The organism is Mycobacterium pinniadriaticum (assembly GCF_026242045.1).
GTDB lineage: Bacteria > Actinomycetota > Actinomycetes > Mycobacteriales > Mycobacteriaceae > Mycobacterium > Mycobacterium pinniadriaticum.
In genome coordinates this window covers 79917-103236 of record NZ_JAPJDO010000020.1, presented here as the reverse complement: position 1 = coordinate 103236, position 23320 = coordinate 79917, and the positions used below count along the sequence as shown (strand labels likewise).

Genomic DNA, 23320 nt, shown 5'->3' with positions numbered 1-23320 from the left:
TCCACAGCGGATAGACCGACAGCACGCGCCTTAAGACAACGAGAGGACGCGGCTGTCTACTATTCCAGCAATGAGACCGAGACTGCTGCTCCGCGTCGGAGCATTCACCGCCGTGATGGCTCTGCTGGTCTGGGTAGCACCCCCGAGCAATGCCGAACCGGATGACGACCCAGGTTCCGCCCTCGCCACGACACTGTCGCTGGCCGCTGTGGGTTCGGAGACCTCGCTGTGGTTCTTCGGTGACGCGACGTCGGCCTCGCTGTCGTTTCCGGTACCGCCGGGACTGATCCCCGACACCCTGAACGCCACCGTCGACCTGCCGTTTCCGATGAGGTCCGGGATCCTGTCCGTCATGCAGGACGACCGGCTGATCAGCAGGATCGGCTTGCCGCTGGCCGACCTCGCCCCCGTGGTGATTCCGCTGGGTGGCCTCGACGTCGTCGACGATTCGGCCAGTGTGACGCTCAGACTGACCTCGCTTGCCGAGGACGGCTACTGTCTGGATCAGCTGAACCCGGTCGGGCTGATCGACAGTTCGATCACCTATGCCGGTACCGAGGTGCCGCCGACAAACGTCGCCGACTTCCTGCCACCGATCCTGCGCGTGCTGACGATTGGGGTGCCGTCGACGCCGTCGCAGGCCGAATCCGACGCAGCGGTACAGTTGGCCGCTGCGGTGCAGGCACGATATCGAACCCAGGAACCACGCGTGATCCTCGCACCGCTGGCCGACGGCGCGACCACAATCGACGTGGCGCCGCAACCGATGGAACGCCAGATCGTCATCAAAGAAGGCCCCGACGCTGGTCTTTCACTCACCGGCCCCGCCCCCCAACTTCTCATCTCCGGGCCACCGGACAAACTGACCAACCAGACGAGGCTGCTCACCGACCCCTCCTTGAACATGGCGGTCAGCACCAAGGTCACAGCGAGTGAGTTGCATCCCAGCCCGCCGCTGCCGGGTGACTCGACGACGTTGGCTCAGCTGGGCCAGCCGTCGCTGTCCAACGCGAGTGTTTCTCCACAGGTGGGCATCGCACTCGATCAGACCCGTTTCGGCCACCCTAGTCAGGGGTTTCGGCTGCACTTGATGGGTTCCTACACCCCTGTCCCCAGTGACCTCGGTGCACAACTCACCGCATCGGTTGACGGAGAGATCTTCGACTCGTGGTCAGTCGAGCGGGCCGGCGCGATCGATCACTGGGTCGAGGTCCCCGACCGGCTCCTGAGCCGCTACACCAATCTCGTTATCGGGATCGAAACGAGCGGACACACCGGGCGCTGCAACGAGTTCAGGCCCATCACCCTGACGATCAACGGCGATACCGTCGTCGAGAGCACTCCGGCCCAGCCGCCTATCCCCGCCGGCTTCCTTTCGCTGCCGCAGGCCCTGATGCCGCGGATGCAGGTTGGCCTAGGGACTCAGAACTTTGCTGATACCGCACGCGCAACACAAATCATCGTTGGACTCCAACACCTCAGCGTCATGCCGCTGCAGACCCAGGTGACATCGCTGAAGCAGGCCATCGACAGCACCGACCCAGCGATCCTCGTCAGTCCAGACAGCTGGGAGGACTCCTCGGTCGTGCTCCCCGTCAGCGACCGGGACCGTCAGCTGACCCTCAAGGGCTTTGGCGATAGCGACCAGGAAACCACCCTGACCCTCGATCCGGGGATCCGGTTCGGGTCACTGCAGACCGTCATCGACGGCCAACGCTCACTGCTGGTGGCGACATCGAACGGGGCGCCGGAGCAGCTCGACGAATTGTTGCGGTGGCTCGACGACGATCCGAAGGGGTGGTCGAAGCTGCGCGGAAGCGTCGTGGTCGCGGTTGAGGGCCAAGCGCCGCAGCTGGTCCCGGGCCGCACACCGCAGAGTGTTTATGGCCCACCCGTGTCGCCCGAAAATGACCAGAAGTCTGGTCAGACCGCTGCCGCCGTACCGGCTTGGTGGACGGCAGTCGGCGTCACAACAGCGATAGTCATCGCTGTCGGAGCCTTCTGGCTGGGCGGTCGCAGATCGCGGAGGAGCCACGGCAATTCGCATCGCGCACACAAACGAGACGAGACGACCTAGAGGTGGCCTGTCCCGGAAAACGATCCGGCTAGCAGTTCGCCGAGTTCGCAGATCGTCTTCTCCAGATCGAACTCGCGAGTGACCAGCAACCTTCCGGCCTCGGCGAATTTCACTGCTGCGCTTCCCAATTGCACCATCTCCGCCAGGGTGCGGTTCAGGCCGACACTGTCGCCGGGCTTGGCCAGAAGCCCGGTGACCCCGTCGACGACGATCTCCGGGATGCCGGACAGATCGGTAGAGACCGTCGGCACCCCGCAGGCCAGCGCCTCCATCAAGGCCACCGGCAGCCCTTCCATCTGGCCGTCGTCGGCGACGATACTCGGCAGGACGAACAGGTCCGCAGTTTCGAGTGCGGAACGGACCTGGTCCTCGCTGCAGCTCCCCAGGAAACGGACCCGCTCACGCAGGCCGAGTCGGTCGACCAGATCCTCCAGATCGCCGCGCAACACGCCATCACCGATGAGGTCGAGCGCGATCCGATCGACGCCCGGGCCGCCTAGTGCGAGCGCATCCAGCAGCACCGCGTGACCCTTGTAGGACTGCAGCGACGCGACGGTCAGAGCCCGAACGGCGCCCTGCCTGGGCACACCACGGGGCCGGAATCGGTAAGCGGCGGTGTCTATGCCGGCATGCACCACGTGTATCGGCGTGTGCGCCGCGTTGTGCCGTTCCAACAGGACCCGGTTGTACTCCGAGATCGTCACTACGTAGCGCGCGTCAGAGATCTTCCGATCCAACATCGAGGTATCGACGTAGAGGTCGTGGGCGTGCACGGTGAAGCTGTAGTCCGTACCGATGAGGCGCCGACAAACCCATGCCGCCAGCGCAGGGTAGGTGGCATAGTGCGCATGCACATGCAGCGGGCCAGGCCGACGAGCCAGATCCCGTGCGTGCGCACATGCCAGAAGAACCGTGACCAACGCCCGGACAGCCAGCGGAGGACGTCGGTGGTAGCCGCCGATAACCGCTACAAGCACTGCCAACAGCGCCAGCGGCCGGGTCAGAAGCGCCCAGCCGAAGCCAACCGCCGCGGCGGCGGGAGTGGGCCGGACCAGGCGCTCATTCCATCGTCGGGCAATCTCATGCACCGGACTGTCCGGTGACGAGAACAGCGATCGCAGCTCCACGTCGAACCTGCCCGAGGAATTCAACGCCTCGATCTCGCGCACGATGAACGTCTCGGAGGTGACCGGGAAACGCGACACCAGGTAGACGACGGTGGGCCGGATCACCGGCGAGGGCCCATCGCCTCGAGGTACGTCGAGCGCAGCCGTCGCATCCAGGCGGCGGCCGAGAATTCCTCTCGCGCCCGCTCACCGGCCGCCGCCCCGAGATTCCGGCGGAGGTCGGGGTCACCGGCGAGCCGGCAGACCGCGTCGGCCAGCCCCTGCTCCGAACCCGGCTCGAAGAGCAGTCCCGTTCTGCCATCGAGCACGATGTCGGGGATCCCGCCGATTCGGGAGGCCGCGATGGCACGCCCCGTCGCCGAGGCCTCGATCAGCACGGTGGGGAGGTTCTCACCGTGGGTGGAGGGCAGCAGCACGACGTCGGCGGCGCGGTAGACGGCGGGCATGTCGGTGCGCACGCCCGCGAAGATCACCGATTCGGCCAGTTCCAGCTCGGCGACGAGTCGGCGCAGTTCCTCCTCGGCCTCACCACCGCCGGTCAGAGCCAACACCGCGCCGGGGAACCGCCGCCTGACCAGCGGCCAGGCCCTGATCGCCACCGGGATGCCCTTGAAATCACGGAATGCGGCAGGCAGCACCACGATCGGACCGTCGGTGCCGCCCCCCAGCTCGGCCCGCAATCTCGGATCACAATCGCCCGGGGCGAAATTCGAGATGTCGATGCCATTGTGCATGACCTCCCAGTTGGCCGGCACGGCCCGCGGACGGTACGTCTCGGCGAACGAACGGAGCGAGGCCTCCGACACGAACAGTGCGCGGCGGGAACGGGTCGCTGCCTCGACCGCCAGGCGCTCGCGCCACGCCGCCCGACCCTCCAGGGGACGCGCCACATGGTGGAACGTACACACCGCCGGCCGTCGCACCAGCCGCGCCGCTGGAACCGCGAGCGTCATCGCCATCTCCAGATGCGCGTGCACGACGTCGTAGTGGCCCCGCCGGATTGCCCCGGCCAACCGGGGTAGCGCAACAGGGTCGAGCAACCGGCGTATGCCGAGTGAGTAGGTAGCGATCCCCGCCTCGGCCAAGATCGTCATCGTCTTCTCGGAATTCCACGCCGCCGGCGACACGCTCATCACGTCCATGGCGACATCCGTGTCGCGGGAGGCCACGATCATCGGTGCCAGCAGGGTTTCCGCGCCGCCCATGCGGAAGGCGTCGATGAGCACGAGAGCCCGGATACCGGGCGTCACTTCAGCACCCTGAGCTTGTCCCACGGGACATGTTCCATCGCGTCGTAATCCCAGCGGAAGCCTGCGTCGGCATAGGTCTTGCCGACAGTGCCGGGAGCCGCGTCCCGGTCAAGCTCGAAGCTGACGCTCAGCGGCGTCGCCGCGACGTCCATCAAGTAACCGCCGTAGCGCTGCATCGCTGTCGCGACCGCCCTCTCTCCGGGTGTGAGGTTCAATGCATTCAGATCCAGCGAAGGGTCGAGTTGCAGAAGGGCCCCCTCCGGAATGCAATCGTCGCGGGTCGAGTGGCCGTCACTCTTCAGCGCCGGCGGTCGGAACGTCGTGCAGGCGTTGTCGGATTGCAGTGCCAATGCATGCGGGATCTCTCCCTTGGCGATCTCGGCGATGCGCACCACGCCGGCGAGCCGGGATGCACCCGACCCGGTGGCCGCTCCTCCCCAACCGGATCCGTGCAGGCTGTTAACGGCGGCGAAGGCCGTTGACCAGGTTTCGCCCTTCTTGGCCGCTCGCCAGAATTCGAAGACGACACCGCTGGACTCGTCGACGGTCACCAGGGCGCCGTCGGAGCCGGAATTGGGCTTCGCGTCATCCGGAATGGCGACTGGCCAGCCGGCGAATGGGCACACACCGTAGTTGACCTCGATGCAGCTGACCTCATGGGTGGGCGTGTACTTGTCGGCACCGTAGATCGGGATGCCGAATTCCACCAGGTTGGCGAACAACCCAGGCCGGGGCTGCACGGCGGCGATCATCACCGCACTGTCCGGATCGACCGACGCGTCCGCCGGGATCACCTGGCGCCACGGGCTTGAGGACGCGAATGGGCTGCTCAGCGTCCCGGAGACCGGCGCGGACGTGCAGCCTCCCAGCCCGCTCACCACGACAGCGGCCAGGACCGCACCGACCACCTGTGCTCCCCGGGCGGTGATGGCCATCGGTATCCCTCGTTTGCAGCGGCTCATGCCACCTCGGCCAGTGCCCCGGCGACCCGGGCTGCCGCGACAGCCCACGCGTCGTCGACGCTCTTCTCGCCTGCCGACCCCAGTCTGGCGGCCAGGTGTGGGTCTTCGAGGAGCCGCACCATCGCCCGAGCGAGCCCCTCCACGTCACCGGCGTCCACCAGCAGTCCCGTCACACCGTCCTGGATTACCTCCGGCAGGTCTCCGATGGCACTGGCGATCACGGGCCGGCCGAAGGTGTAGGCCAGATGGGCAACGCCGCTCTGGGTGGCCCTTATGTACGGGGTCACCACCACCCGCGCGGAATCGAACAGTGGAGCCACCTCCTCGATCGGCACGTAGCCAGGACGCGCCTCGACGTTGCCGATTCGACGAGCGCGATCCAACACCGCATCCACGTCGATATCGGCACCTACAGCCCCCGCCAACACCAGTCGGGACTCCGGTAGCTCAGCTCTCACCCGCTCGAACGCGTCCAACAACAACTCGAGCCCCTTGTATTTGGACCACACTCCGAAGAACAGCGCCACTGGCCCGGTCTCGGTGATCGGGCGCACCTGCGCTCCTCCGCGCATCCCTGGCTCTGCACCGTGCGGGATGACGTGGACCGGACACCGCGGCTGCCAGTACGAGACCGCGAGCTCACGGGTCCGCGGGCCGAGCACAAAGGCCACATCCAACCGCTGCCAGGCAGCGCGGAAGGTCCGAGTCAAAAGCCCGCCCGTCTTCGGAATGCTGGTGTCCTTGGCGTCCGACCGGGGGACCGGTTCATGCGCAACGATCCCGAAAATGGTGGAGCGCAATACCGTCGACAGGACGACGACAAACACCGGTTCGAAGGCGAATCGCCACTGTGACCACAGCACCGCGCACGGCCGGGCCACCAGCAATCGCACACTGAGCACCACCCAGGCGACGATCAACTGGGCTGCCCGCAGCGCCCGTCGTGCCAACCGAAACAGACGGGATCGCACTTCGGTGTCCCCGGGGTGCCATGTCGGCAGCACGGGCCGGACGGTGAAGCCCGGCTGAGCCGAGACCAATTCGGGTTCGGGGCCGGTCCAGAGTTCGACCCGCAGACCGCGTTCGGCCAACGCACTGCCGAGTTCAAAGGCGAACTGAAACAGTCCCCCGGACGGCGAAAGCTCAACGAGGACTATCGATTCAGACTTGGTACCGATGGTGACTCCTGTGTCGCAGGTCGGCCGACCAAACCGTGTATGCGCCATCTGGTCTGCGCCCGAAGCAGCAGCACACCGGTCACGATCACAGTAGCGGCACCCACCCCGAGAGCCCCGACGAATGCGGGCGCCGTGTCGACTCGTGAGCGGGTGATGGTCATGCTGCCGACGTTGTACAGGTAGTACTGCTGATATCCGATTGCGCCGTGCAACGCGGAATCCGCATGGGCGACGGCGACCTGGATTTCGTCGCGGGCCTGGTCCGGTGTCTCGGCCATGGCGCTGAACGTCAGCACGCCACGCACCGGGTCGGCGACGACCTGGACGTTGGACCCGGTTTCCTCGAGCAGTATCGCGAACGTGTAGAGCTGTTCGATCCTGGAGCGGACGTCCAAAGCGTAGGAGTACCAACCGTCAATCGGCCCGGCCGGAACCAGCGTCACCGCCTGACTGGCGGTGACGACCATGGAACCGGTCGCCCATAGGCAGCCCAGAGACGCCGTGGTTCCCACCAGCCCGGCCGCGCTCCAGGCGATGACGCCACGAGCCAGTCTGCGTAAGGGCTCGGCCGGCACGGGCCAGATGGGAACCACCCCGGCCGCGAGTGCCAGAACCACTCCGAAAGTCCGGAAATAGGCCAAATGCAGCCCGATGCTGCCCACCGACCACGCTACGATTGCCGCACATACCGCAGCCGCGAGGATCCGATCCCGCGGATGCGGGCAGGCCATGACTCCGAGCACGGCCACCATGATGAATCCGATTACCACCACTGCCCAGCCGAGCAGACCGACGACGCCGGACTCTGCGGCAAGCTCAGCATAAAGGTTGTGCGGGGCGTTCGTCGGTTCCCGGACCGCGATGGCGACGCGGCCGGCGAACTGGATCACCTGTTCCGGAAAGGTCGCCGGGCCGAATCCGAACACCGGGCGTTCGCCGAACATCGCCCACGCCTCCTGCTGGGCGGCGAGCCGCCCCAGGACCGACGGGTCGACGTTGCTGTGCTCTTTAGCCCGCAGAACATCATCGAGGGCGGCCACCAGCCGGTTGCCGATGCCGGGTACCAGAAAAACCGCCAGTCCCGCAGGCAGCATCAGCAGGCTCCATCGCCGCACCGGCCGTTCGGCAGCCGCGAACCACACGAGTATCGCCGCACCGGCAGCCAAAAACGTTCCGCGGGACTGCGTCAGATAGGTGCCGGCGAGAAGGATCAGCAGCACCGCCACCCACGCCGCGATGGCCGGCGGCCGCCGGAAGCGCAGCGCCCGTGTCAACAGCGCGGCGGACATCGGCAATCCCATCACCAGATGCCGGCCCCAGAAATTGGAGTCAGGGAGGGGGCCTCCGTAGCGCAGGGTGGTGATCCCCTCCCCCGATGCCGTCGTCACCGTCGACAGTCCTCCGAAGGATGCAGTACCGCCGAAGAAAACCTCGTCGATCACGGTGAGGGCAGATATGGCAGCCAGCGTGACCACGATGACGGTGGCCACCGTCCAGGGCCGCCCGGTGATCTGGACCAACGCCAACACCACCACGATGAACACGCAGTCCACGGTCAGGCGGTACATGCCCGCAAAGGATGCCCCTGGGTCGACGCTTCCTATCGTCGCAACCAGCTGGGTGGCCAGGAAGACGGCCAAAAAACCGCAGCAGAGGACGGTCCACGAGTTGAGCCGCCCCCTAGCGTGTGGATCACGCAACGCCAGCGCGACGGCCAGCACCCCCAGCATGAGCGAGGCCGGGAAAATGGGGAGTCCGCTGCGCGCCCCGACCAGCCCGGACAAATTGGTGAACTCGACGACTACCATGATCGACAGCGCCAGCAGGGGCCGCCTCGCCGCGACAACGAGCGCAATCATTCCGATCGGCGCGAGGACCAGCAGCAGTGGGCTGCGTGATCCCAGCATCGTCAGCGCCCCGAATTCGGCGATCCCCCCGACGACGACGAGCATCGCAAGCTCGCGCGACCGTGCTCGGGGCGGATCGGTCACGGGTGCGCTTGGGTGGCAGCGCCGTCTCTATCGGCGTCGGGCAGGAGGGCCCCCGGGGAGAAGTCAGCGAGCCGCCGGCCGTATCGCCGGCGTGCAACGAACCACCCGACGCCCGCGCCTACCAATAGGCCCCCGAGCCCTCCGGCCGCCCCGACCTGCATCGGGCCGGGTGTGGCCTCTGGATAGGCACTGTTCTTGGGCGGCCACAGCACCTTCACGAAGTACGGGGCGGCCAATGAACTCACCTCGGGGGTGGCGGTGACGAGGACGCTGTTCAGCGCCGCCTCCGCGGCGGCGGCCGAGTTGGCTGTCACCGTGACCGTTAGCATCGTGGTTTCGGGCACCGCCGCCGCCATGAGGGTCAGTTCGCCGATCGGAACCTTGGCGGCATCGGCTGCCGGTGTCAGCCAGCGCGCGTCGTTGTATACGATGGCAGCGGTCCGGGTGATCTGCCCTCGGGTGAGGACCTCCCAGAAGTTCGAGGCTTCGACCGTAGTCAGGTCGGGCCCTGGGAGGAATGCGACGTTTGCTGAAGCCACAAATCGACTGGGTTTCGGCGCGGCGAGCACGCCGAGCACCGCTCCAAGGACGGCACCGATCACCGCAACGACCACTATGGTGATTCGACGCTTGGTCATGATCCCTCTTTCGCCGTCGTCGATGTCGGCGCCCCGGAGGAAAACAGTCGGCGCCGGATCACGCCGTACGCCGACTTGGCGAGCGCCGGTGCAGTGAATCGTAGTACGGCGCAGTATGTGCATAGACCGACGCCAATCAGGACCGCGAGTTCGGCCGGTGCCGCCCAACTGTCCATCCACCAGCCCAATCCCAACAAAACAAGGCCCATCGGCGCCGCGGCGGCCGCGGGGCGCAGCAGTGCACCGGCAACAGCAGCCCACCGAGTACCCGTCAGGCCGTGCAGCACCGCCATACGCACCGCGAAGTGCAGCAACTCGACCCCTAACAGTGCCCAGGCGACCATCAGTGCGCTGTGCCCTGCGGCCCACCAGATGGGGCCGACGAGAACGACGAGCTTTCCAGCGTTTATCGCCGTCAGCAAACCCGGGCGACCGAGCGCCTTAAAGACGTCCCCGGCGTGGAAGGAAGCCGAGTACACCGCAGTGTAGATGGCCAGAACCGACAGGATGGGGGCCGAGGCAGCGTAGTCACCGCCGTAGAGGGTCTCCACCAACGGACCCGCCGCGACTGCAAGGCCGATGCCAAGAGGGGCCGTCAGAGCGAACACGACGGTCAGCGCCTGCATGTAGTGCGCGGTCAGTGAGTCGCGGTCGCTCTGTAGCTGAGACAACGCACTGAACAGCACCTCGCTGACCACCACGCACAGATTGAGCACCAATAGTTCGGGAATCCGGTATGCCAGCGTGTACAACCCAAGGTCCGTGGCTCCTAGACGCTCACCGATTGCAAGGTAGTCGACGTTGTAGATGGCATAGGCCAACAGCGTGACAGCGGTTACCGGCAACCCGAAACGAACGAGTTCGCGTGACACCGTGCCATCGAAAGCGAACGCCGGGCGGGTGTGGGCCACCGCCCAGTAGAGGACCGTCATGATCACAACGGCGGCCAATTGGCCGTAAGCGAGGCTCCAGACGCCGAATCCCGCGGCGGCGAGTCCGATGGTCAGGCCAGCCTTGACTACCGCTCCGGCGAATTCCGGTACCAGCCGGGCCGAGAAGTTCATCGACCGTCGCAACCACGCCGCCGGAATGGTGCTCAGCGCGGAGATCGCCAAACTTATCGCAAGAACCCTGATCAGCCCGGTGAGCTCGGCGTGGCCGAGAGCGCTCGCGGCCGGACCGGCAGCGGCGGCCAGCGCGCCGCTGGCCAGAAGCCCGAATAGTACGGATAGCGTCAGGCCCGTCGGCGCGAGCAGGCGCCAGTCCCGCTGGTTCTGTACCAGGGCGGCTGCGACGCCCAGATCCTTGACATAGTCAAACAGGTTGACCACCAATACCGCCAACGCGAAGATGCCGAATTCGGTGGGAGTCAGCATCCTCGCGACGACTACGGTCATCAGCAGCGTCGAACTCTTACTCAACGCGAAGATCAGGTAGTTCCATATAGTCTGCCGGCCAGTCGAGGGTGTTGAAACGGACCCGTCCCCGCCAGAACCGGCTGTTGCGGGCCCGTCCCTCGGCTCCGACCCTGTCACAACACACCCCCAGCGAATGGCGCGACGTCGCGCTTCCAGGCCTGCTCCTTCCGGAGAAGGTACAGGCCCGCCTTTCAATCCGGACGCTGCCGGGGCCGGCGATCTTCCTCCGCGTCGTGAAAAACCCGTGCGAGGATGTCGCGGTGTCGGTTGCGCTGATCAGTGCCGTGGACCCGTACCCCACCGATGCCGGCAAGAAGGTCGTCCTCGCCGGATTCCTCGACTACTTCGCCGACCGAAACGGTCCCAGCAACGTGCACTACATCAAGATCGGAAAGCCACCGCCCGGGGAGTTCCCGGTCACGCTGCACTGTGTGCCGGGCCCCAGCAGCGCACACATCCTGAGAAACGTCGTCACCAAGGTGATCACCGGGCGGGCCAGCATGCAGGAGGCATTCTTGGGCTCCCGGGACACGCGAGCTGCCGTGCACCGCGTTCTCGATGACATCAAACCTCGCCTTCAGGTCTATGACACGGTCCGGATGGCGCAGTACGTACCCCATGGGGTCGCACGGCACCAGATCTGCTATCTCGACGACCTCTTCTCGGAACGCTATGACCGGATGCTGAAAGCCGCGGCGCTCTATCCCGAACTCGAGGTCAGCCCGCTCGGCAACTTCGCCGAACACGTTCCGCACTGGCTGCACCCACTGGCCACCCATCGCAAGAGCCAGTCGGCGCTGCTTCGCCTCGAGCGGGCGGCCATCGCGCGAAGCGAGAACAGGGTGGCCACCACCTTCGGACGTTGCCTGCTAATCAACGATGAGGAGGCCGACAAGCTGAGCCGGCGCACCGGAGTGCCGGTTGGCCGGGTGCAGAGCCTGCCTCCCCTGGTCAACGTCCCCACTTCCGCCAGAAGGCGGTACCAGGGGGTGCCGGTGTTCGTCTTCATCGGGCTCCTGTCGTTGCCGCATAACGACGATGGGTTGAAGTCCTTCCTGCGGGATGTGTGGCCGCTGGTGCTCGATCAGCTGCCCGATGCCCGGCTTCGGGTGATCGGCCGCGACGCACGGCAGACGCTGCTCGCACAGGCGGCCGAATTGGCCGACAGTGTCACCGTTGAGGGCTACGTTCCCGATCTGGACGGAGTGCTCAACGAGGCGGTCGCACTCGTCAACCCGCTTCGCTTCGGTTCCGGTATCAAGCTCAAGGTGTTCGAGGCGCTCGGGCGGTCGGTGCCGGTGGTCTCAAGCCGAATCGGCGCCGAAGGTATCGCCAGCGGGCCGGGAACCGGCATCCTGGTCGCCGACGACCCCGCCGAAACCGCGGACCTGCTCTGTTCCCTGACCTCTCCGGCCCGCAACGCGGAGGTTTCCCGCGAGGCCGGGGACCACTTTCTTCGGACCTACTCTCGCCAGGCGGTGTTCGAGGCTTACGACGACGCTTTCGCGCCCCCGCTTTGAGCCGGTCGGAGAGGGACGCCGGTGCAGCGGTTGACCTCAGGACCGGGTCGCCCCGGTCGTTATCACCCATTCCGACGATGCAGAGACCGCGATGCGGATGGCTGAGAAGCCGTGGCGCCCGTCCGCGGACGCCGCGGGACCCCAACCGGTCACCAAACGGCAGGTGGGCGCCGTCGCCGTGGCCGTACACGGACTCGAGGCGATGACCACCGAGGCTCGGCGCCGACATGGCGGTGACGCTGCTCGTTGCGGGACCGGTAAACGGTGCTGCTCGAATTGAACACGCCGTGACCAGGCGTGAACAGACCGTTTCAGCCCTATTCGGACTGCGGTCCGATGACTATGCTTCACAGCCATGGCACAGAAACTGGATGCCCGCCTCGACGCCTACTCCTCCCCCGTTCTCGGCCTGTTCCGGATCGTCATCGGCTTCCTGTTCGCCATCCACGGCACAGTCAAGCTGTTCGCCTGGCCCATCGCCCAGGGTGGTGGCCCCGTCCCTGTCGGCACCTGGCCGTACTGGTGGGCCGGACTGATCGAACTCGTCGTCGGCGTGCTGGTGATGGTCGGATTCTTCACCCGGATCGCCGCACTCATCGGATCCGGCCAGATGGCCTACGCCTACTTCACCGAGCACCAGCCGAAAGCCCTGTGGCCCATCGAAAACGGCGGGGAAATGGCCGTGATGTACTGCTTTTCGTTCTTCCTCATCGCGTTCGCCGGGGCCGGCGCTTTCGCCCTGCAGGGTGCGGTGCGGCGCTAGGCGTCCAGCGCCAAGTCCTTGCGGAATCGCCGCATTCCGTCGATCTTGTCGGCCAGCGACGCGTCCGGTCCGGAGTAGAACATCCACGGCATCGTCACGATGCCGGTGATACCGGCGGCGGCGGCCCGCTCGTAGTGCGGGATCGTGAACGCATCGGTGAGCGGCGTGAGGATCTCGAAACCGTCCATGGTCAGGCCATTCTCAGCGCGCAGTTCACGCAGCTTGTCGACGCGGAGAATGGCCTGGTCGAGGCTGATCAAGTCGCCGATCCAGCCGTCCAGGCGGGCCGCTCGTCGCAACGCGATATCCGACAATCCCCCGCTGTAGACCGGGATGTGCGGCGGCGTCGGGGTCATCTCCAGCCGGGGGGTCTGGTAGAACTCACCGTCGAACTCCGTCCAGCCCGGCTGCCACAGCGCGCGCATCAACTCGATCATCTCGTCGGTGCGTTTGCCGCGTTTGGCGAACTGCTGGCCCATCAGCGTGAACTCTTCTTCACACCATCCCACGCCGATCCCGAGTTCCACCCGGCCATCGGCCAGATATGCGGCGGTGCCAATCGATTTGGCCGCGGAGTACGGATCGCGCATAGCCGGGATGTACACCGTCGTCACGAACTTCAACCGCTCCGTGGCCTGCGCGAGCGCACCGACGAGCACCCACGGATCGGGCCAGTCGGTGAACGGTTGCCAGCGCCGCTCGCCGTTCTTCGTGTAGGGATAAGGGGTTTCCAGGGTTTCGAGGTTCACCACGTGGTCGGGGATGCCGAGCCCGTCGTAACCCAGGTCGTCGGCGGCCCTGGCGATCTCGATGATATCCCTGGTCTCCAGGAATGCGACGCTGACATAGAACTTCAACTTCATCAGGTCACGACCCCCGAGTCGCTTCGCTCCTGCCCGCCGCTCTCCCTGGCCCACGCCGGCATGATGAACACTCCTTCTGCTTCGACGGTCTTACCCTGAGCGTCACCGAGAAATCCACGCGCGTACGTCTTGTAGCCTTCACTGCGCTCGACCCACGCTTCGCCGCGCAACGGCCCCAACGGTGTGCCGCGCAGGTACTTCAGCGTGATCGTGCCGGTGAACTTGGGCTTGCTGAGCTGGCGGGTCGCGACCTCACCGAGGAGCTGGTCGAGCAGCAGTGCGCAGATGCCGCCGTGGACCAGACCGGGTGGCCCCTCGTAGACCGGTCCGAGCGTGAACTCCGTCCAGACCCGGCCATCCTCATGATGGGTCGTCATCGGCGGCGCCAGCGGGTTATGGCTTCCCACAGCGGGATTGCGCCACACTACGGGCAGGCCCGTCTCGGCATGCCGCAGTGTCCGCGGCCGGTCAGTGGGGGTGCGCTCCAACATCTCGCTCACCGAGTCGATCGCCTGGCGCGCCGCAAGGATCGTGTCTGCGTCGGCTCCGCTGTGCAGGCTGGCGTCGATCAGCCGGCGCACGGCCTCCGCCAACGGCTCATGCAACGCCTTGATCCGGTCATGCTCGTCGGCGCTGATGACGCCCCAGTCGAAGTCCATCGCGCCTAACTTCCGAATGCCTTGAGTACCACAGCTTTCGCCCGGCGGGTCACGCGCAGATAATTGTCCAGGAACTCCCCGCCGTCATCGCTGTGCCAGCCCGCGGCCACGGCGACCGCGTTCAGTTGACGGCCGGGGCCGGGCAACTGGTCAGTGGGCTTTCCGCGCACCAGTACCAGCGCGTTGCGTGCACGGGTCGCCGTCAGCCAGGCCTGACGCAGCAGGTCCACCTCGTCCTCGGCCAGCAGTTCGGCAGCGCCGATGGCATCCAGCGTCTCCAGCGTCGAGGTGTTGTGCAGCGCGGGGACCTTATGCGCATAACGCAGTTGGAGCAGCTGTACGGTCCACTCCACGTCTGCCAATCCACCGCGACCGAGCTTGGTGTGGGTATTCGGATCGGCGCCGCGGGGCAACCGCTCGGCATCCACCCTGGCCTTGATCCGCCGGATCTCGTGCACCGCATCGGCGGACACCCCGCCGGCCGGGTAGCGCGTCTTGTCCACCATCAGCAGGAAGCGGCGACCGAGGTCCAGGTCGCCGGCGACCCGGTGGGCCCGCAACAACGCCTGGATCTCCCACGCCTGCGCCCACTGTGCGTAGTACGCCGCGTAGGAAGCCAGGGTGCGCACCAGCGGACCCTGGCGGCCCTCCGGCCGCAGATTGGCGTCGACCTCCAAAGGCGGGTCGGCACTCGGTGTTCCGAGCAGGGTACGCACCTGCTCGGCGACCGTCACCGACCATTTCACGGCACGCGCGTCCTCCACGCCGGGGGTGGGTTCGCAGACGAACATGACATCGGCATCCGAGCCGTAGCCCAACTCCCCGCCGCCGAGGCGGCCCATGCCGATCACCGCGAGCTTGGCCGGTGCCACCCCGTCGTCAGGAGTGTTCGCACGGATCACCGCGTCCAGCGCCGACTGCAGCACCGCCACCCAGACCGAGGTCAGCGCGCCACACACCTCGCGGACCTCCAGCATGCCCAGCAGATCCGCGGATGCCACCCGGGCCAGCTCCCGGCGACGCAGGGTCCGCGCGGCCGCGATCGCCCGCACCGGATCGGGATGACGTCCGGCCGAGGCGATCAGCGCCCGGGCCACCCCGTGGTGCTCGATGTCGAGCAGCTTGGGCCCGCCGGGGCCGTCGGCGTACTGCTGGATGACCTCCGGAGCCCGCATCAACAGCTCGGGCACGTAGGCCGAGGTACCCAACACGTGCATGAGCCGTTTGGCGACCGCGCTCTCATCGCGCAAAGTGCTCAGATACCAACGTTGTTCGGACAGGGCCTCACTGACCCGCCGGTAGGCCAGCAGGCCGATGTCCGGGTCGGGCGTGTCCGACAGCCAGTCCAGCAGACGAGGCAACAGCACCGATTGCACCCGGCCGCGACGGCCGCTCTGGTTGACCAGCGCGCTCAGATGCGTCAGTGCGCTCTGCGGGCCCTCGTAGCCCAGCGCCGCGAGCTGCCGCTCGGCGGCGGCCGGCGTCATCCCGGGCGTCAGCCCCACGGACGGGCCGACCGATTCGAGCAGCGGCTGGTAGAAGAGTTTGGCGTGCAGGCGCGACACTCGCAGGTTCTGGCGTTTGATCTCTTCCCGGAGTACACCCAGCGCGTCGTGGGTACCGTCGGGACGGATATGCGCCGCCCGGGCCAGCCAGCGCAGCGCCTCCTCGTCGTCGGCCGCCGGTAGCAGGTGCGTTCTCTTCAGACGCTGCAATTGCAGCCGATGTTCGAGTAGCCGCAGGAACTCATACGATGCGGTCAGGTTGGCGGCGTCGTCGCGTCCGACATAACCACCGGAGCCCAGCGCTGCCAACGCGTCGACCGTCGACGGCACCTGCAGCGACGGGTCGGTGCGGCCGTGCACCAACTGCAGAAGCTGAACGGCGAATTCGACGTCGCGCAGCCCCCCGGTGCCGAGCTTGATCTCGCGATCGCGCACGTCGGCGGGCACCAGCGCTTCCACCCGGCGGCGCATGGCCTGGACCTCGGGCACGAAATCCTCACGCTCGCAAGCGGTCCAGACCATCGGCTTCAGCGCGTCGATGTACTGCTCCCCCAGTTCGGCGTCCCCAACCGCCGGTCTGGCTTTCAACAGTGCCTGGAATTCCCACGTCTTGGCCCACCTCTGGTAGTAGGCGACGTGCGAGTCCAAGGTGCGAACCAGGGCACCCTGCTTACCTTCGGGCCGCAGCGCGGCGTCCACTTCGAAGAAGGTGTCGGATGCCAGCCGCATCATCTCCCCGGCCACCCGGGTGGTCACCGAGTCGGCGTTCTCACCGACGAAGATGACGTCCACGTCACTGACGTAGTTCAGTTCGCGCGCACCACATTTGCCCATCGCGATGACGGCGAGGCGGGGCGCCGGCGCGCCGTCCTTGCACACCGTCGCCACGGCGATTTTCAGCGCGGCGTCCAGCGCCGCATCGGCGATGTCCGACAGGTGTTCGCCGACGGTGGAGAACGCCGGCACCGGTTCGTTCTCCACCGCGGGCGCCAGGTCGAGCCCGGCCAGGATCAGCACCTGGTCGCGGTACAGCGCGCGCAACCTCGGCATGATCGTCGCTGGGGCGGTGCCGAATTCGGCGATTCGGTCATCGAACAGACGGCGCAGCGCGGCGGCATCGGGGAGCGTCACGGCGCCTTCGAGCAGATGCCACGACTGCGGGTTGGCCACCAGGTGGTCCCCCAGCGCCAGCGACGATCCGATCACCGCGAACAGCCGGCCGCGTAGGCCGCGATCCTTGAGAAGTGCCGCGTTCAGCTGCTGCCAGTCACCGTCCAGCGCATCCGCCAGACGGGTCATCGTGTGCAGCGCCAGGTCGGCGTCGGGAGCCCGCGACAACGACCACAACAGCTCGACGTGGGCATCGGTGTCCCAGCCCAGCCCGGTCAGATCGGCGGCTGCGGTGGGTTCGACCAGACCGAGTCGACCCACGCTCGGCACGCGTGGACGCTGTGTCGCCGGTTTTGCCACGTGCACGACGGTAGCGCACGCCGTTAGAGGGGTCGGCTAGAGAGACAGATACTGCTTCAACTCGTAGGGCGTGACGTTGCTGCGGTACTCCTCCCACTCCGCGCGCTTGTTGCGCAGGAAGTAGTCGAAGACATGCTCGCCGAGCGCCTCGGCGACGAGCTCGGAGCTCTCCATCTCCGCCAGGGCGATGCCCAGGCTGCCCGGCAGCTCGCGGTAGCCCATCGCGCGGCGCTCCTCGGGGGTCAGCATCCACACGTTGTCCTCGGCCTGCGGGCCCAGCACATAGTTCTTCTCGATACCGCGCAGCCCGGCGGCCAGCAGCACCGCGAACGTCAGATAGGGGTTGCAGGCCGAATCGGGGCTGCGCACCTCGATGCGCCGCGAGGAAGCCTTGCGCGGGGTGTACATCGGCACCCGCACCAGCGCCGAGCGGTTGGCCGCACCCCACGACGCCGCCGTCGGGGCCTCGCCGCCGTGCACCAGGCGCTTGTAGGAGTTGACCCACTGGTTGGTGATCGCGCTGATCTCACTGGCGTGCTCCAGGATGCCCGCGATGAACGACTTCGCGACGTCGGAGAGCTGCAGCGGGTCGTCGGGGCTGTGGAAGGCGTTGTTCTCGCCCTCGAACAGGCTCATGTGGGTGTGCATCGCCGAGCCGGGATATTCGGCGAACGGCTTGGGCATGAACGACGCCCGCACCCCCTCACCGAGGGCGACCTCCTTGACGACGTAGCGGAATGTCATCACATTGTCGGCCATGGACAGGGCATCCGCATAACGCAGGTCGATCTCCTGCTGACCGGGCGCGCCCTCGTGGTGGCTGAATTCCACCGAGATGCCCATCTGTTCCAGCGCGTCGATCGCGTGCCGGCGGAAGTTGGGTGCCGAATCGTGCACGGCCTGGTCGAAGTAGCCGCCGTTGTCGGCCGGTACCGGCACCGAGCCGTCGTAGGGGCCGGGCTCGAGCAGGAAGAACTCGATCTCGGGGTGCACGTAGCAGGAGAACCCGAGGTCACTGGCCTTGGCGAGCTGGCGACGCAGGACGTGTCGACTGTCGGCCCACGACGGGGAGCCGTCGGGCATCGTGATGTCGCAGAACATCCGCGCCGAGTGATGCTGGCCCGCGCTGGTGGTCCACGGCAGCACCTGGAAGGTCGACGGGTCCGGGCGGGCGACGGTGTCGGATTCGAAGACACGCGCGAACCCCTCGATCGAGGAGCCGTCGAAGCCGATCCCCTCTTCGAAAGCACCCTCCAGTTCGGCGGGTGCGATCGCCACGGATTTGAGAAAGCCGAGCACGTCGGTGAACCACAGTCGGACGAAGCGGATATCCCGTTCTTCAAGCGTGCGCAGCACGAATTCCTTCTGACGGTCCATGACCGCGAGCGTAGGCACCGGCTGTTAATTCCGTGTTACGCGAGCGGTAAAAGCCGCATCGTCAGGCCGATTGCCGACTTTGTCCAGATACTGAGCCGATGAAGGCGGTTATCCCTATTCTTCTCATCGCGGGCATCGTCATCGTCGCAATGGGCATCTACATCCACCAACTCCGTAAGGAGCTTCGCGGCGTGAAGGATCCCCTCCTGTTCCTGTCGGCCAAGGAGCGCAGGGCATACGCCCGCGAATTGCTCCGGCGCGAGCAGGAGCGCTACGAAGCCGAGCGTCAAGAAAGACTGAACGAGATCATCTGGAACCGAGGAACGGAAGACAGTTGAAGAGTCGGATAATCGCCATCGGCGGCGTGGTCGCGGTGCTCGTGGTGGGCGGGATCGTCCTAAGCGGCTGCAGCACGCAGGTCGGGGCCGGAACAACCGCCGTCAAGGTGGACGACTACTTCATGATTCCCACCGACCCGAAGGTGGAGGGCTGTATCAACCCGGAAACCTCGGAGTTCAACCCGCCCGGCGGATTCACCGCCTATCTCTACCCGTCGCGACAGATCAGCTGGGATGCCCTCGACGCCCCGGACGCCGAAGCACCGGCCACCATCGTCGTGTCGAATGCGTCGGCTCCCGCCGAGCTGAAGGTCCCGGTCTCGGTCACCTTCGATCTGACCACCGACTGCCAGAGGCTGATGAACTTCCACCGTGATTTCGGCACGAAGTACCAGGGCTGGCTCAACAGCGACGGAACAGTGTCGCAGGGCTGGAAGAACCTGCTTCGCTACGTCGTTGGTCAGCCCTTGCAGAACACTCTGGTGTCGGTGGCCCAGAAGTACACCTGGCGGCAGATCTGGAACGACGAGAAGGTGCGCATCGAATTCCAGAACGCGCTGCGCGACAACCTGCCGCAGGCCACCAGGAACCGCACCAACGGCGAGGAGTACTTCACCAACTTCCAGGTGACCGTCATGAAGCCCGATCCGGTGGACCCGAACCTGAAAGCCGCGATCACCGCCGAGCAACAGGCCATCGCCGATGCGAACGCGGTCAAAGCCAAGGGCATCGCCGACGCGGAAGCCGCCAAGGCCAAGGCCGATGCCGACGTGACGGCGGCCCGCGCCCAGACCGAACTGGCCCATCAGCAGGCCCTGCAGAAGCAGGCCGAGATCGCCGGATACCCGTCAGTCGACGATTATCTGAAGGCCAAGGCCATCGAGGCGGGCCAGAACCCCTACCAGCCCACCTATGTGGTCCCGCAGGCGGGCTGAATTCAGCAGTGAAGGTTCACTGGCGGCGTCAGGTTGATGAAGTAGTTCATGATCGCCAAGTCGATGCATTCGTCTCCGTTGAATACGACCGTGTGCTGGGTGCCGTCGTAGGTGACCAGCGGCGCACCCAGTTCGCGCGCGAGGCCGACACCTGCCTCGTACGGGGTGGCCGGGTCGTGTGTGGTCGACACGACCACCACACTGCCCGGCGGAGCCGGGGGTGCCGGGTGCGGCTCCGACGTGGGCGGCACCGGCCAGAAGGCACACAGATCGCGCGGCGCGAACCCGGTGAACTGCCCGTAGGCCTGGAACGGGGCGAGTTCGCGGGTGCGCCGATCGATCTCGGCCCACACCGCGGGGTCGGTGGGAGTCGGGGCGTCCACGCAGCGGACCGCGTTGAACGCGTCCTGCCCGTTGTTGTAGTGCCCGTAGAGATTGCGACCCTCGTATTCGTCGGCGAGCATCAACAGGTCACCGGCGTCGGTCTGGCGTTGTAGGCCCAGCAGGCCACTGGTGAGGAACTTCCAGTACTGCGGCGTGTAGAGCGCATTGAACGTGCCGGTGATCGCGTCGGTGTAGCTCAAGCCGCGCGGATCGGACGTCGGGCCGGGATTGGTCACCAGCGGATCGACCAATTGATGGAAGCGGTCGACCCAGTGCGCGGGGTCGGTTCCCAACGGGCAGCCGGCCGATTTCGCACAGTCGGCCGCGTAGTCGTTGAACACCACCTGGAAGCCGTCCATCTGCTGGATGATCGAGTCCACGGTGTCCTGCGCGGGGTCGATCGCCCCGTCGAGCACCATCGCACGGACCCGGTTGGCGAATTTCTCCAGATACGCGGTGCCCAGCTCGGTGCCGTAGCTGAACCCCAGATAATTGATCTTGTCGTCGCCGAGCACCTGGCGAATGGTGTCCATATCCTTTGCGGCCGAATCGGTTCCGAGCCCGGCCAGGAACGCGGTACCCATCTTGTCGGCGCATTCCTTGGCGTAGTCACGGTTGATCTGCTCGATCGCGGCCACCCCGGCAGGGCTGTAGTCGACCATCGGATCGCGCCGCCACGCATCGAACTCGGCATCGGTGCGGCAGCGCACCTCCGGCGTCGAGTAGCCGACCCCGCGCGGGTCGAACCCGACGATGTCGAAGTGTTCGGCGATCGGGCTACCGGCCAACGCATAGCCCATCCCGGCGGCGGCATCGACCGCCGAGGCGCCGGGCCCGCCGGGGTTGATGAACAGGGCGCCGATCCGCTCACCGCTGGCAGGGATCTTGATGACAGCCAGCTGCGCTTGCGGCCCAGCGGGATCCGCGTCGCTGATCGGCACCGGCACGGCAGCGCACTGCGCGGTCCGGAGGGCGTCGGCGTCGTCGCCGAGGAATCGCTGACAGCTCCCCCAGGTGACCTGAGGCGCCGACGTCTGTCCCGGCTCGGGGGTGGGCGCGGCAGCGGCCGGCGGGGCCATCACACCGACGGCCAGTGACACACAGACGGAAGTGACAAACACAGCCGAGCCGATTCGACCCGTGTGTTTCATGGCAGCCATCGTCGCATGTGAGCGCACCGACCGCGGCAAGGCTTCGGTCACACTCCGATCTCAGATCCGACGGAGATCGGTAACGAATGTTGACGCGGGCGTAGAAGTGTTGGGGCGTCGGATATTTGACGTCAGCAGGTCGCGCCGGGCGGCGGCAGCTTCAGGTCGACCAGATACGCGGCGGCATAATTGTCGACGCAGGTGTTGCCCTGGAAGACAACCGTGTGCTGAGTTCCGTTGAACGTCAGCAACGCTCCACCGAGCTGCTTGGCCAGATCCACGCCCGCTTGATACGGCGTCGCCGGATCGTTGGTCGTCGACACCACCAACACCGGTGGCAGTCCCGGCGCATTGGCCGCGTGCGGGGTACTGGTCGGCGGCACCGGCCAGAAGGCGCAGGTGCTCAGCGGCGCGTGCCCGGTGAATTCGCCGTAGCTCATGAACGGCGCCACCTCACGCATCTTCTTGTCTTCCTCGATCACCTTCTGGCGGTCGGTGATCGCCGGCTGGTCCACGCAGTTCACCGCGATACGTGCGTCGGTGGCGTTGGTGTAGTGGCCTTGCGCGTCGCGACGCATGTACATGTCGGCCAGGGCCAGCATGGTGTCACCGCGGCCGTCGGTCATCTCGGTCAGGGCCCGCGTCAGGTGTCGCCACAGGTTCGGCGAGTACAGCGCCATGATCGTGCCGATGATGGCGTCGCTGTAGCCGAGTCCGCGCGGGTCGGTGGTCGGCAGCGGTTTGTCGACCAGCGGGTCGACCAGGTTGCGATAGACGTCGACGGCCTTGGCGGGGTCGGTGCCCAGCGGACAGCTGGGATCCTTGGCACAGTCGGCCGCGTAGTCGTTGAAGGCCTGCTGGAATGCCGCGGCCTGGTCGATGTCGGCCTGGATCGGATCGGCATTGGGGTCGACGGCGCCGTCGAGGATCATCGCCCGCACCTTGTCCGGGTACTCCTCGGCGTACTCCGCGCCGATCCGGGTGCCGTACGAGTAGCCGAGGTAGGTCAGCTTGTCGTCGCCGACGGCGGCCCGCAGTGCGTCGAGGTCCTTGGCGACGCTGGCGGTGCCGACGTTTTCCAGGAACTCCTTGCCCATCTTGTCGACGCAGCGCTGGACGAAGGCCTTGGTCTCGTTCTCGATGTGCTGGACGCCCTTGGGGCTGTAATCGACCTGCGGATCGGCGCGCAGCCGATCGTTGTCGGCATCGGAGTTGCACCACAGCGCCGGGGTGGACGAACCCACCCCGCGCGGATCGAAGCCGACCAGGTCAAAGCGCTGCCGCACCTCGTCCGGCAGGTTCTCCACAATGCTGGCGGCGGCCTCGATCCCCGATTCGCCCGGCCCGCCGGGATTGATGATCAGCGAGCCGATCTTCTGCCCCGTCGCCGGGAACCGGATCAAGGCGAGGTCGGCGACGTCGCCGTCCGGGTTGGCGTAGTCGACGGGAACGGCGATCTTGCCGCACTGCGCGCTGGCCGGGATCGGCAGGGCGTTGCCGCCTCCGCCACCGGCCAGCCGGCATGGACCCCACTGCGTCGGCCGCCCGACCTGGGGCCCGGCGAGCACAGCGGTTCCCCCCACCGTGGTGCTGCAGCCCGCGCTCGCGACGAGCGCGGCCACGGCGGAAAGCACCAGGGCCGTACGGACAGCGCGGGGTCGGTGGTTGAGCCTCATGGCAAACATGCTGCCATGCTCGGCGCGGACACCTCGGA

At 66.4% G+C, this 23320-nt stretch carries 18 protein-coding genes; 5 read left to right on the top strand and 13 right to left on the bottom strand.

Annotated elements, in window-relative coordinates; translation table 11 throughout:
* The first annotated feature begins 70 nt into the window (after positions 1-70).
* Positions 71-2077, top strand: a complete 2007-nt coding sequence (locus tag ORI27_RS20705) for a hypothetical protein (protein ID WP_265998902.1) — start codon at positions 71-73, stop codon at positions 2075-2077.
* Here the strand turns inward: ORI27_RS20705 and ORI27_RS20700 are convergent.
* From ORI27_RS20700 to ORI27_RS20670, 7 genes are all read right to left on the bottom strand, one after another.
* Positions 2074-3309: a glycosyltransferase gene (locus ORI27_RS20700; RefSeq protein WP_265998901.1), complete on the bottom strand. Its 1236-nt coding sequence runs from the start codon at positions 3307-3309 to the stop codon at positions 2074-2076. The two genes, ORI27_RS20705 and ORI27_RS20700, sit on opposite strands and share 4 nt — an antisense overlap.
* Positions 3306-4454, bottom strand: coding sequence for a glycosyltransferase (locus tag ORI27_RS20695; RefSeq protein WP_265998900.1), 1149 nt, complete (start codon positions 4452-4454; stop codon positions 3306-3308). The genes ORI27_RS20700 and ORI27_RS20695 overlap by 4 nt, the downstream gene beginning before the upstream one ends.
* Positions 4451-5389 (bottom strand): hypothetical protein, encoded by a 939-nt coding sequence (locus ORI27_RS20690; protein WP_265998899.1) that lies wholly within the window; start codon positions 5387-5389, stop codon positions 4451-4453. Before ORI27_RS20690 ends, ORI27_RS20695 begins: the two co-directional genes overlap by 4 nt.
* A gap of 23 nt (positions 5390-5412) precedes the next feature.
* Complete coding sequence (locus ORI27_RS20685; RefSeq protein WP_265998898.1) at positions 5413-6507, bottom strand: glycosyltransferase family 4 protein; 1095 nt, start codon at positions 6505-6507, stop codon at positions 5413-5415.
* A 62-nt stretch (positions 6508-6569) separates the two neighbouring features.
* Positions 6570-8585: an O-antigen ligase family protein gene (locus tag ORI27_RS20680; protein ID WP_265998897.1), complete on the bottom strand. Its 2016-nt coding sequence runs from the start codon at positions 8583-8585 to the stop codon at positions 6570-6572.
* Positions 8582-9223 (bottom strand): hypothetical protein, encoded by a 642-nt coding sequence (locus ORI27_RS20675; RefSeq protein WP_265998896.1) that lies wholly within the window; start codon positions 9221-9223, stop codon positions 8582-8584. Before ORI27_RS20675 ends, ORI27_RS20680 begins: the two co-directional genes overlap by 4 nt.
* Positions 9220-10758: a lipopolysaccharide biosynthesis protein gene (locus ORI27_RS20670; protein WP_265998895.1), complete on the bottom strand. Its 1539-nt coding sequence runs from the start codon at positions 10756-10758 to the stop codon at positions 9220-9222. Before ORI27_RS20670 ends, ORI27_RS20675 begins: the two co-directional genes overlap by 4 nt.
* A gap of 143 nt (positions 10759-10901) precedes the next feature.
* Between ORI27_RS20670 and ORI27_RS20665 the strand changes: the two genes are divergently transcribed.
* Positions 10902-12161 carry a glycosyltransferase family 4 protein gene (locus tag ORI27_RS20665; RefSeq protein ID WP_265998893.1) on the top strand — a complete coding sequence of 420 codons (1260 nt, stop codon included), beginning with the start codon at positions 10902-10904 and terminating at the stop codon, positions 12159-12161.
* 355 nt (positions 12162-12516) lie between these two features.
* Positions 12517-12924 (top strand): DoxX family protein, encoded by a 408-nt coding sequence (locus ORI27_RS20660; RefSeq protein WP_265998892.1) that lies wholly within the window; start codon positions 12517-12519, stop codon positions 12922-12924.
* Here the strand turns inward: ORI27_RS20660 and ORI27_RS20655 are convergent.
* From ORI27_RS20655 to glnA, 4 genes are read right to left on the bottom strand one after another with little or no spacing between them, the layout of a single operon-like run.
* The gene (locus ORI27_RS20655; RefSeq protein ID WP_265998912.1) at positions 12921-13781 is read right to left on the bottom strand and encodes a TIGR03619 family F420-dependent LLM class oxidoreductase; all 861 of its coding nucleotides are present in this window, start codon (positions 13779-13781) and stop codon (positions 12921-12923) included. The two genes, ORI27_RS20660 and ORI27_RS20655, sit on opposite strands and share 4 nt — an antisense overlap.
* Positions 13782-13786: 5 nt before the next feature.
* Positions 13787-14446: a PaaI family thioesterase gene (locus ORI27_RS20650; RefSeq protein WP_265998890.1), complete on the bottom strand. Its 660-nt coding sequence runs from the start codon at positions 14444-14446 to the stop codon at positions 13787-13789.
* A 5-nt stretch (positions 14447-14451) separates the two neighbouring features.
* Positions 14452-17427, bottom strand: coding sequence for a bifunctional [glutamine synthetase] adenylyltransferase/[glutamine synthetase]-adenylyl-L-tyrosine phosphorylase (locus ORI27_RS20645; protein WP_265998889.1), 2976 nt, complete (start codon positions 17425-17427; stop codon positions 14452-14454).
* A 30-nt stretch (positions 17428-17457) separates the two neighbouring features.
* Positions 17458-18798 (bottom strand): type I glutamate--ammonia ligase, encoded by a 1341-nt coding sequence (glnA, locus tag ORI27_RS20640; RefSeq protein WP_265998888.1) that lies wholly within the window; start codon positions 18796-18798, stop codon positions 17458-17460.
* 98 nt (positions 18799-18896) lie between these two features.
* Here glnA and ORI27_RS20635 point away from each other — a divergent pair, with 98 nt between their 5' ends.
* Together ORI27_RS20635 and ORI27_RS20630 are read left to right on the top strand one after the other, a co-directional pair.
* The gene (locus tag ORI27_RS20635; RefSeq protein WP_265998887.1) at positions 18897-19136 is read left to right on the top strand and encodes a hypothetical protein; all 240 of its coding nucleotides are present in this window, start codon (positions 18897-18899) and stop codon (positions 19134-19136) included.
* A complete protein-coding gene (locus tag ORI27_RS20630; protein ID WP_265998886.1) occupies positions 19133-20071 on the top strand; it encodes a membrane protease subunit, stomatin/prohibitin in 939 nt (312 codons plus the stop codon). The genes ORI27_RS20635 and ORI27_RS20630 overlap by 4 nt, the downstream gene beginning before the upstream one ends.
* 2 nt (positions 20072-20073) lie before the next feature.
* Here ORI27_RS20630 and ORI27_RS20625 read toward each other — a convergent pair whose 3' ends face one another.
* On the bottom strand, positions 20074-21615 hold the full coding sequence (locus ORI27_RS20625) for an alpha/beta hydrolase (RefSeq protein WP_407666380.1): 1542 nt from the start codon (positions 21613-21615) through the stop codon (positions 20074-20076).
* A 122-nt stretch (positions 21616-21737) separates the two neighbouring features.
* Positions 21738-23282, bottom strand: a complete 1545-nt coding sequence (locus ORI27_RS20620; RefSeq protein WP_265998884.1) for an alpha/beta hydrolase — start codon at positions 23280-23282, stop codon at positions 21738-21740.
* Positions 23283-23320: the final 38 nt, after the last annotated feature.

Excerpts from the sequence above, each read along its gene's own strand:
- ORI27_RS20660 (WP_265998892.1), top strand. The coding sequence starts at position 12,517 with ATGGCACAGAAACTGGATGCCCGCCTCGACGCCTACTCCTCCCCCGTT.
- ORI27_RS20620 (WP_265998884.1), bottom strand. The coding sequence starts at position 23,282 with ATGAGGCTCAACCACCGACCCCGCGCTGTCCGTACGGCCCTGGTGCTT.
- ORI27_RS20625 (WP_407666380.1), bottom strand. The coding sequence starts at position 21,615 with ATGGCTGCCATGAAACACACGGGTCGAATCGGCTCGGCTGTGTTTGTC.
- ORI27_RS20635 (WP_265998887.1), top strand. The coding sequence starts at position 18,897 with ATGAAGGCGGTTATCCCTATTCTTCTCATCGCGGGCATCGTCATCGTC.
- ORI27_RS20675 (WP_265998896.1), bottom strand. The coding sequence starts at position 9,223 with ATGACCAAGCGTCGAATCACCATAGTGGTCGTTGCGGTGATCGGTGCC.
- ORI27_RS20650 (WP_265998890.1), bottom strand. The coding sequence starts at position 14,446 with ATGGACTTCGACTGGGGCGTCATCAGCGCCGACGAGCATGACCGGATC.
- ORI27_RS20690 (WP_265998899.1), bottom strand. The coding sequence starts at position 5,389 with ATGGCCATCACCGCCCGGGGAGCACAGGTGGTCGGTGCGGTCCTGGCC.
- ORI27_RS20705 (WP_265998902.1), top strand. The coding sequence starts at position 71 with ATGAGACCGAGACTGCTGCTCCGCGTCGGAGCATTCACCGCCGTGATG.
- glnA (WP_265998888.1), bottom strand. The coding sequence starts at position 18,798 with ATGGACCGTCAGAAGGAATTCGTGCTGCGCACGCTTGAAGAACGGGAT.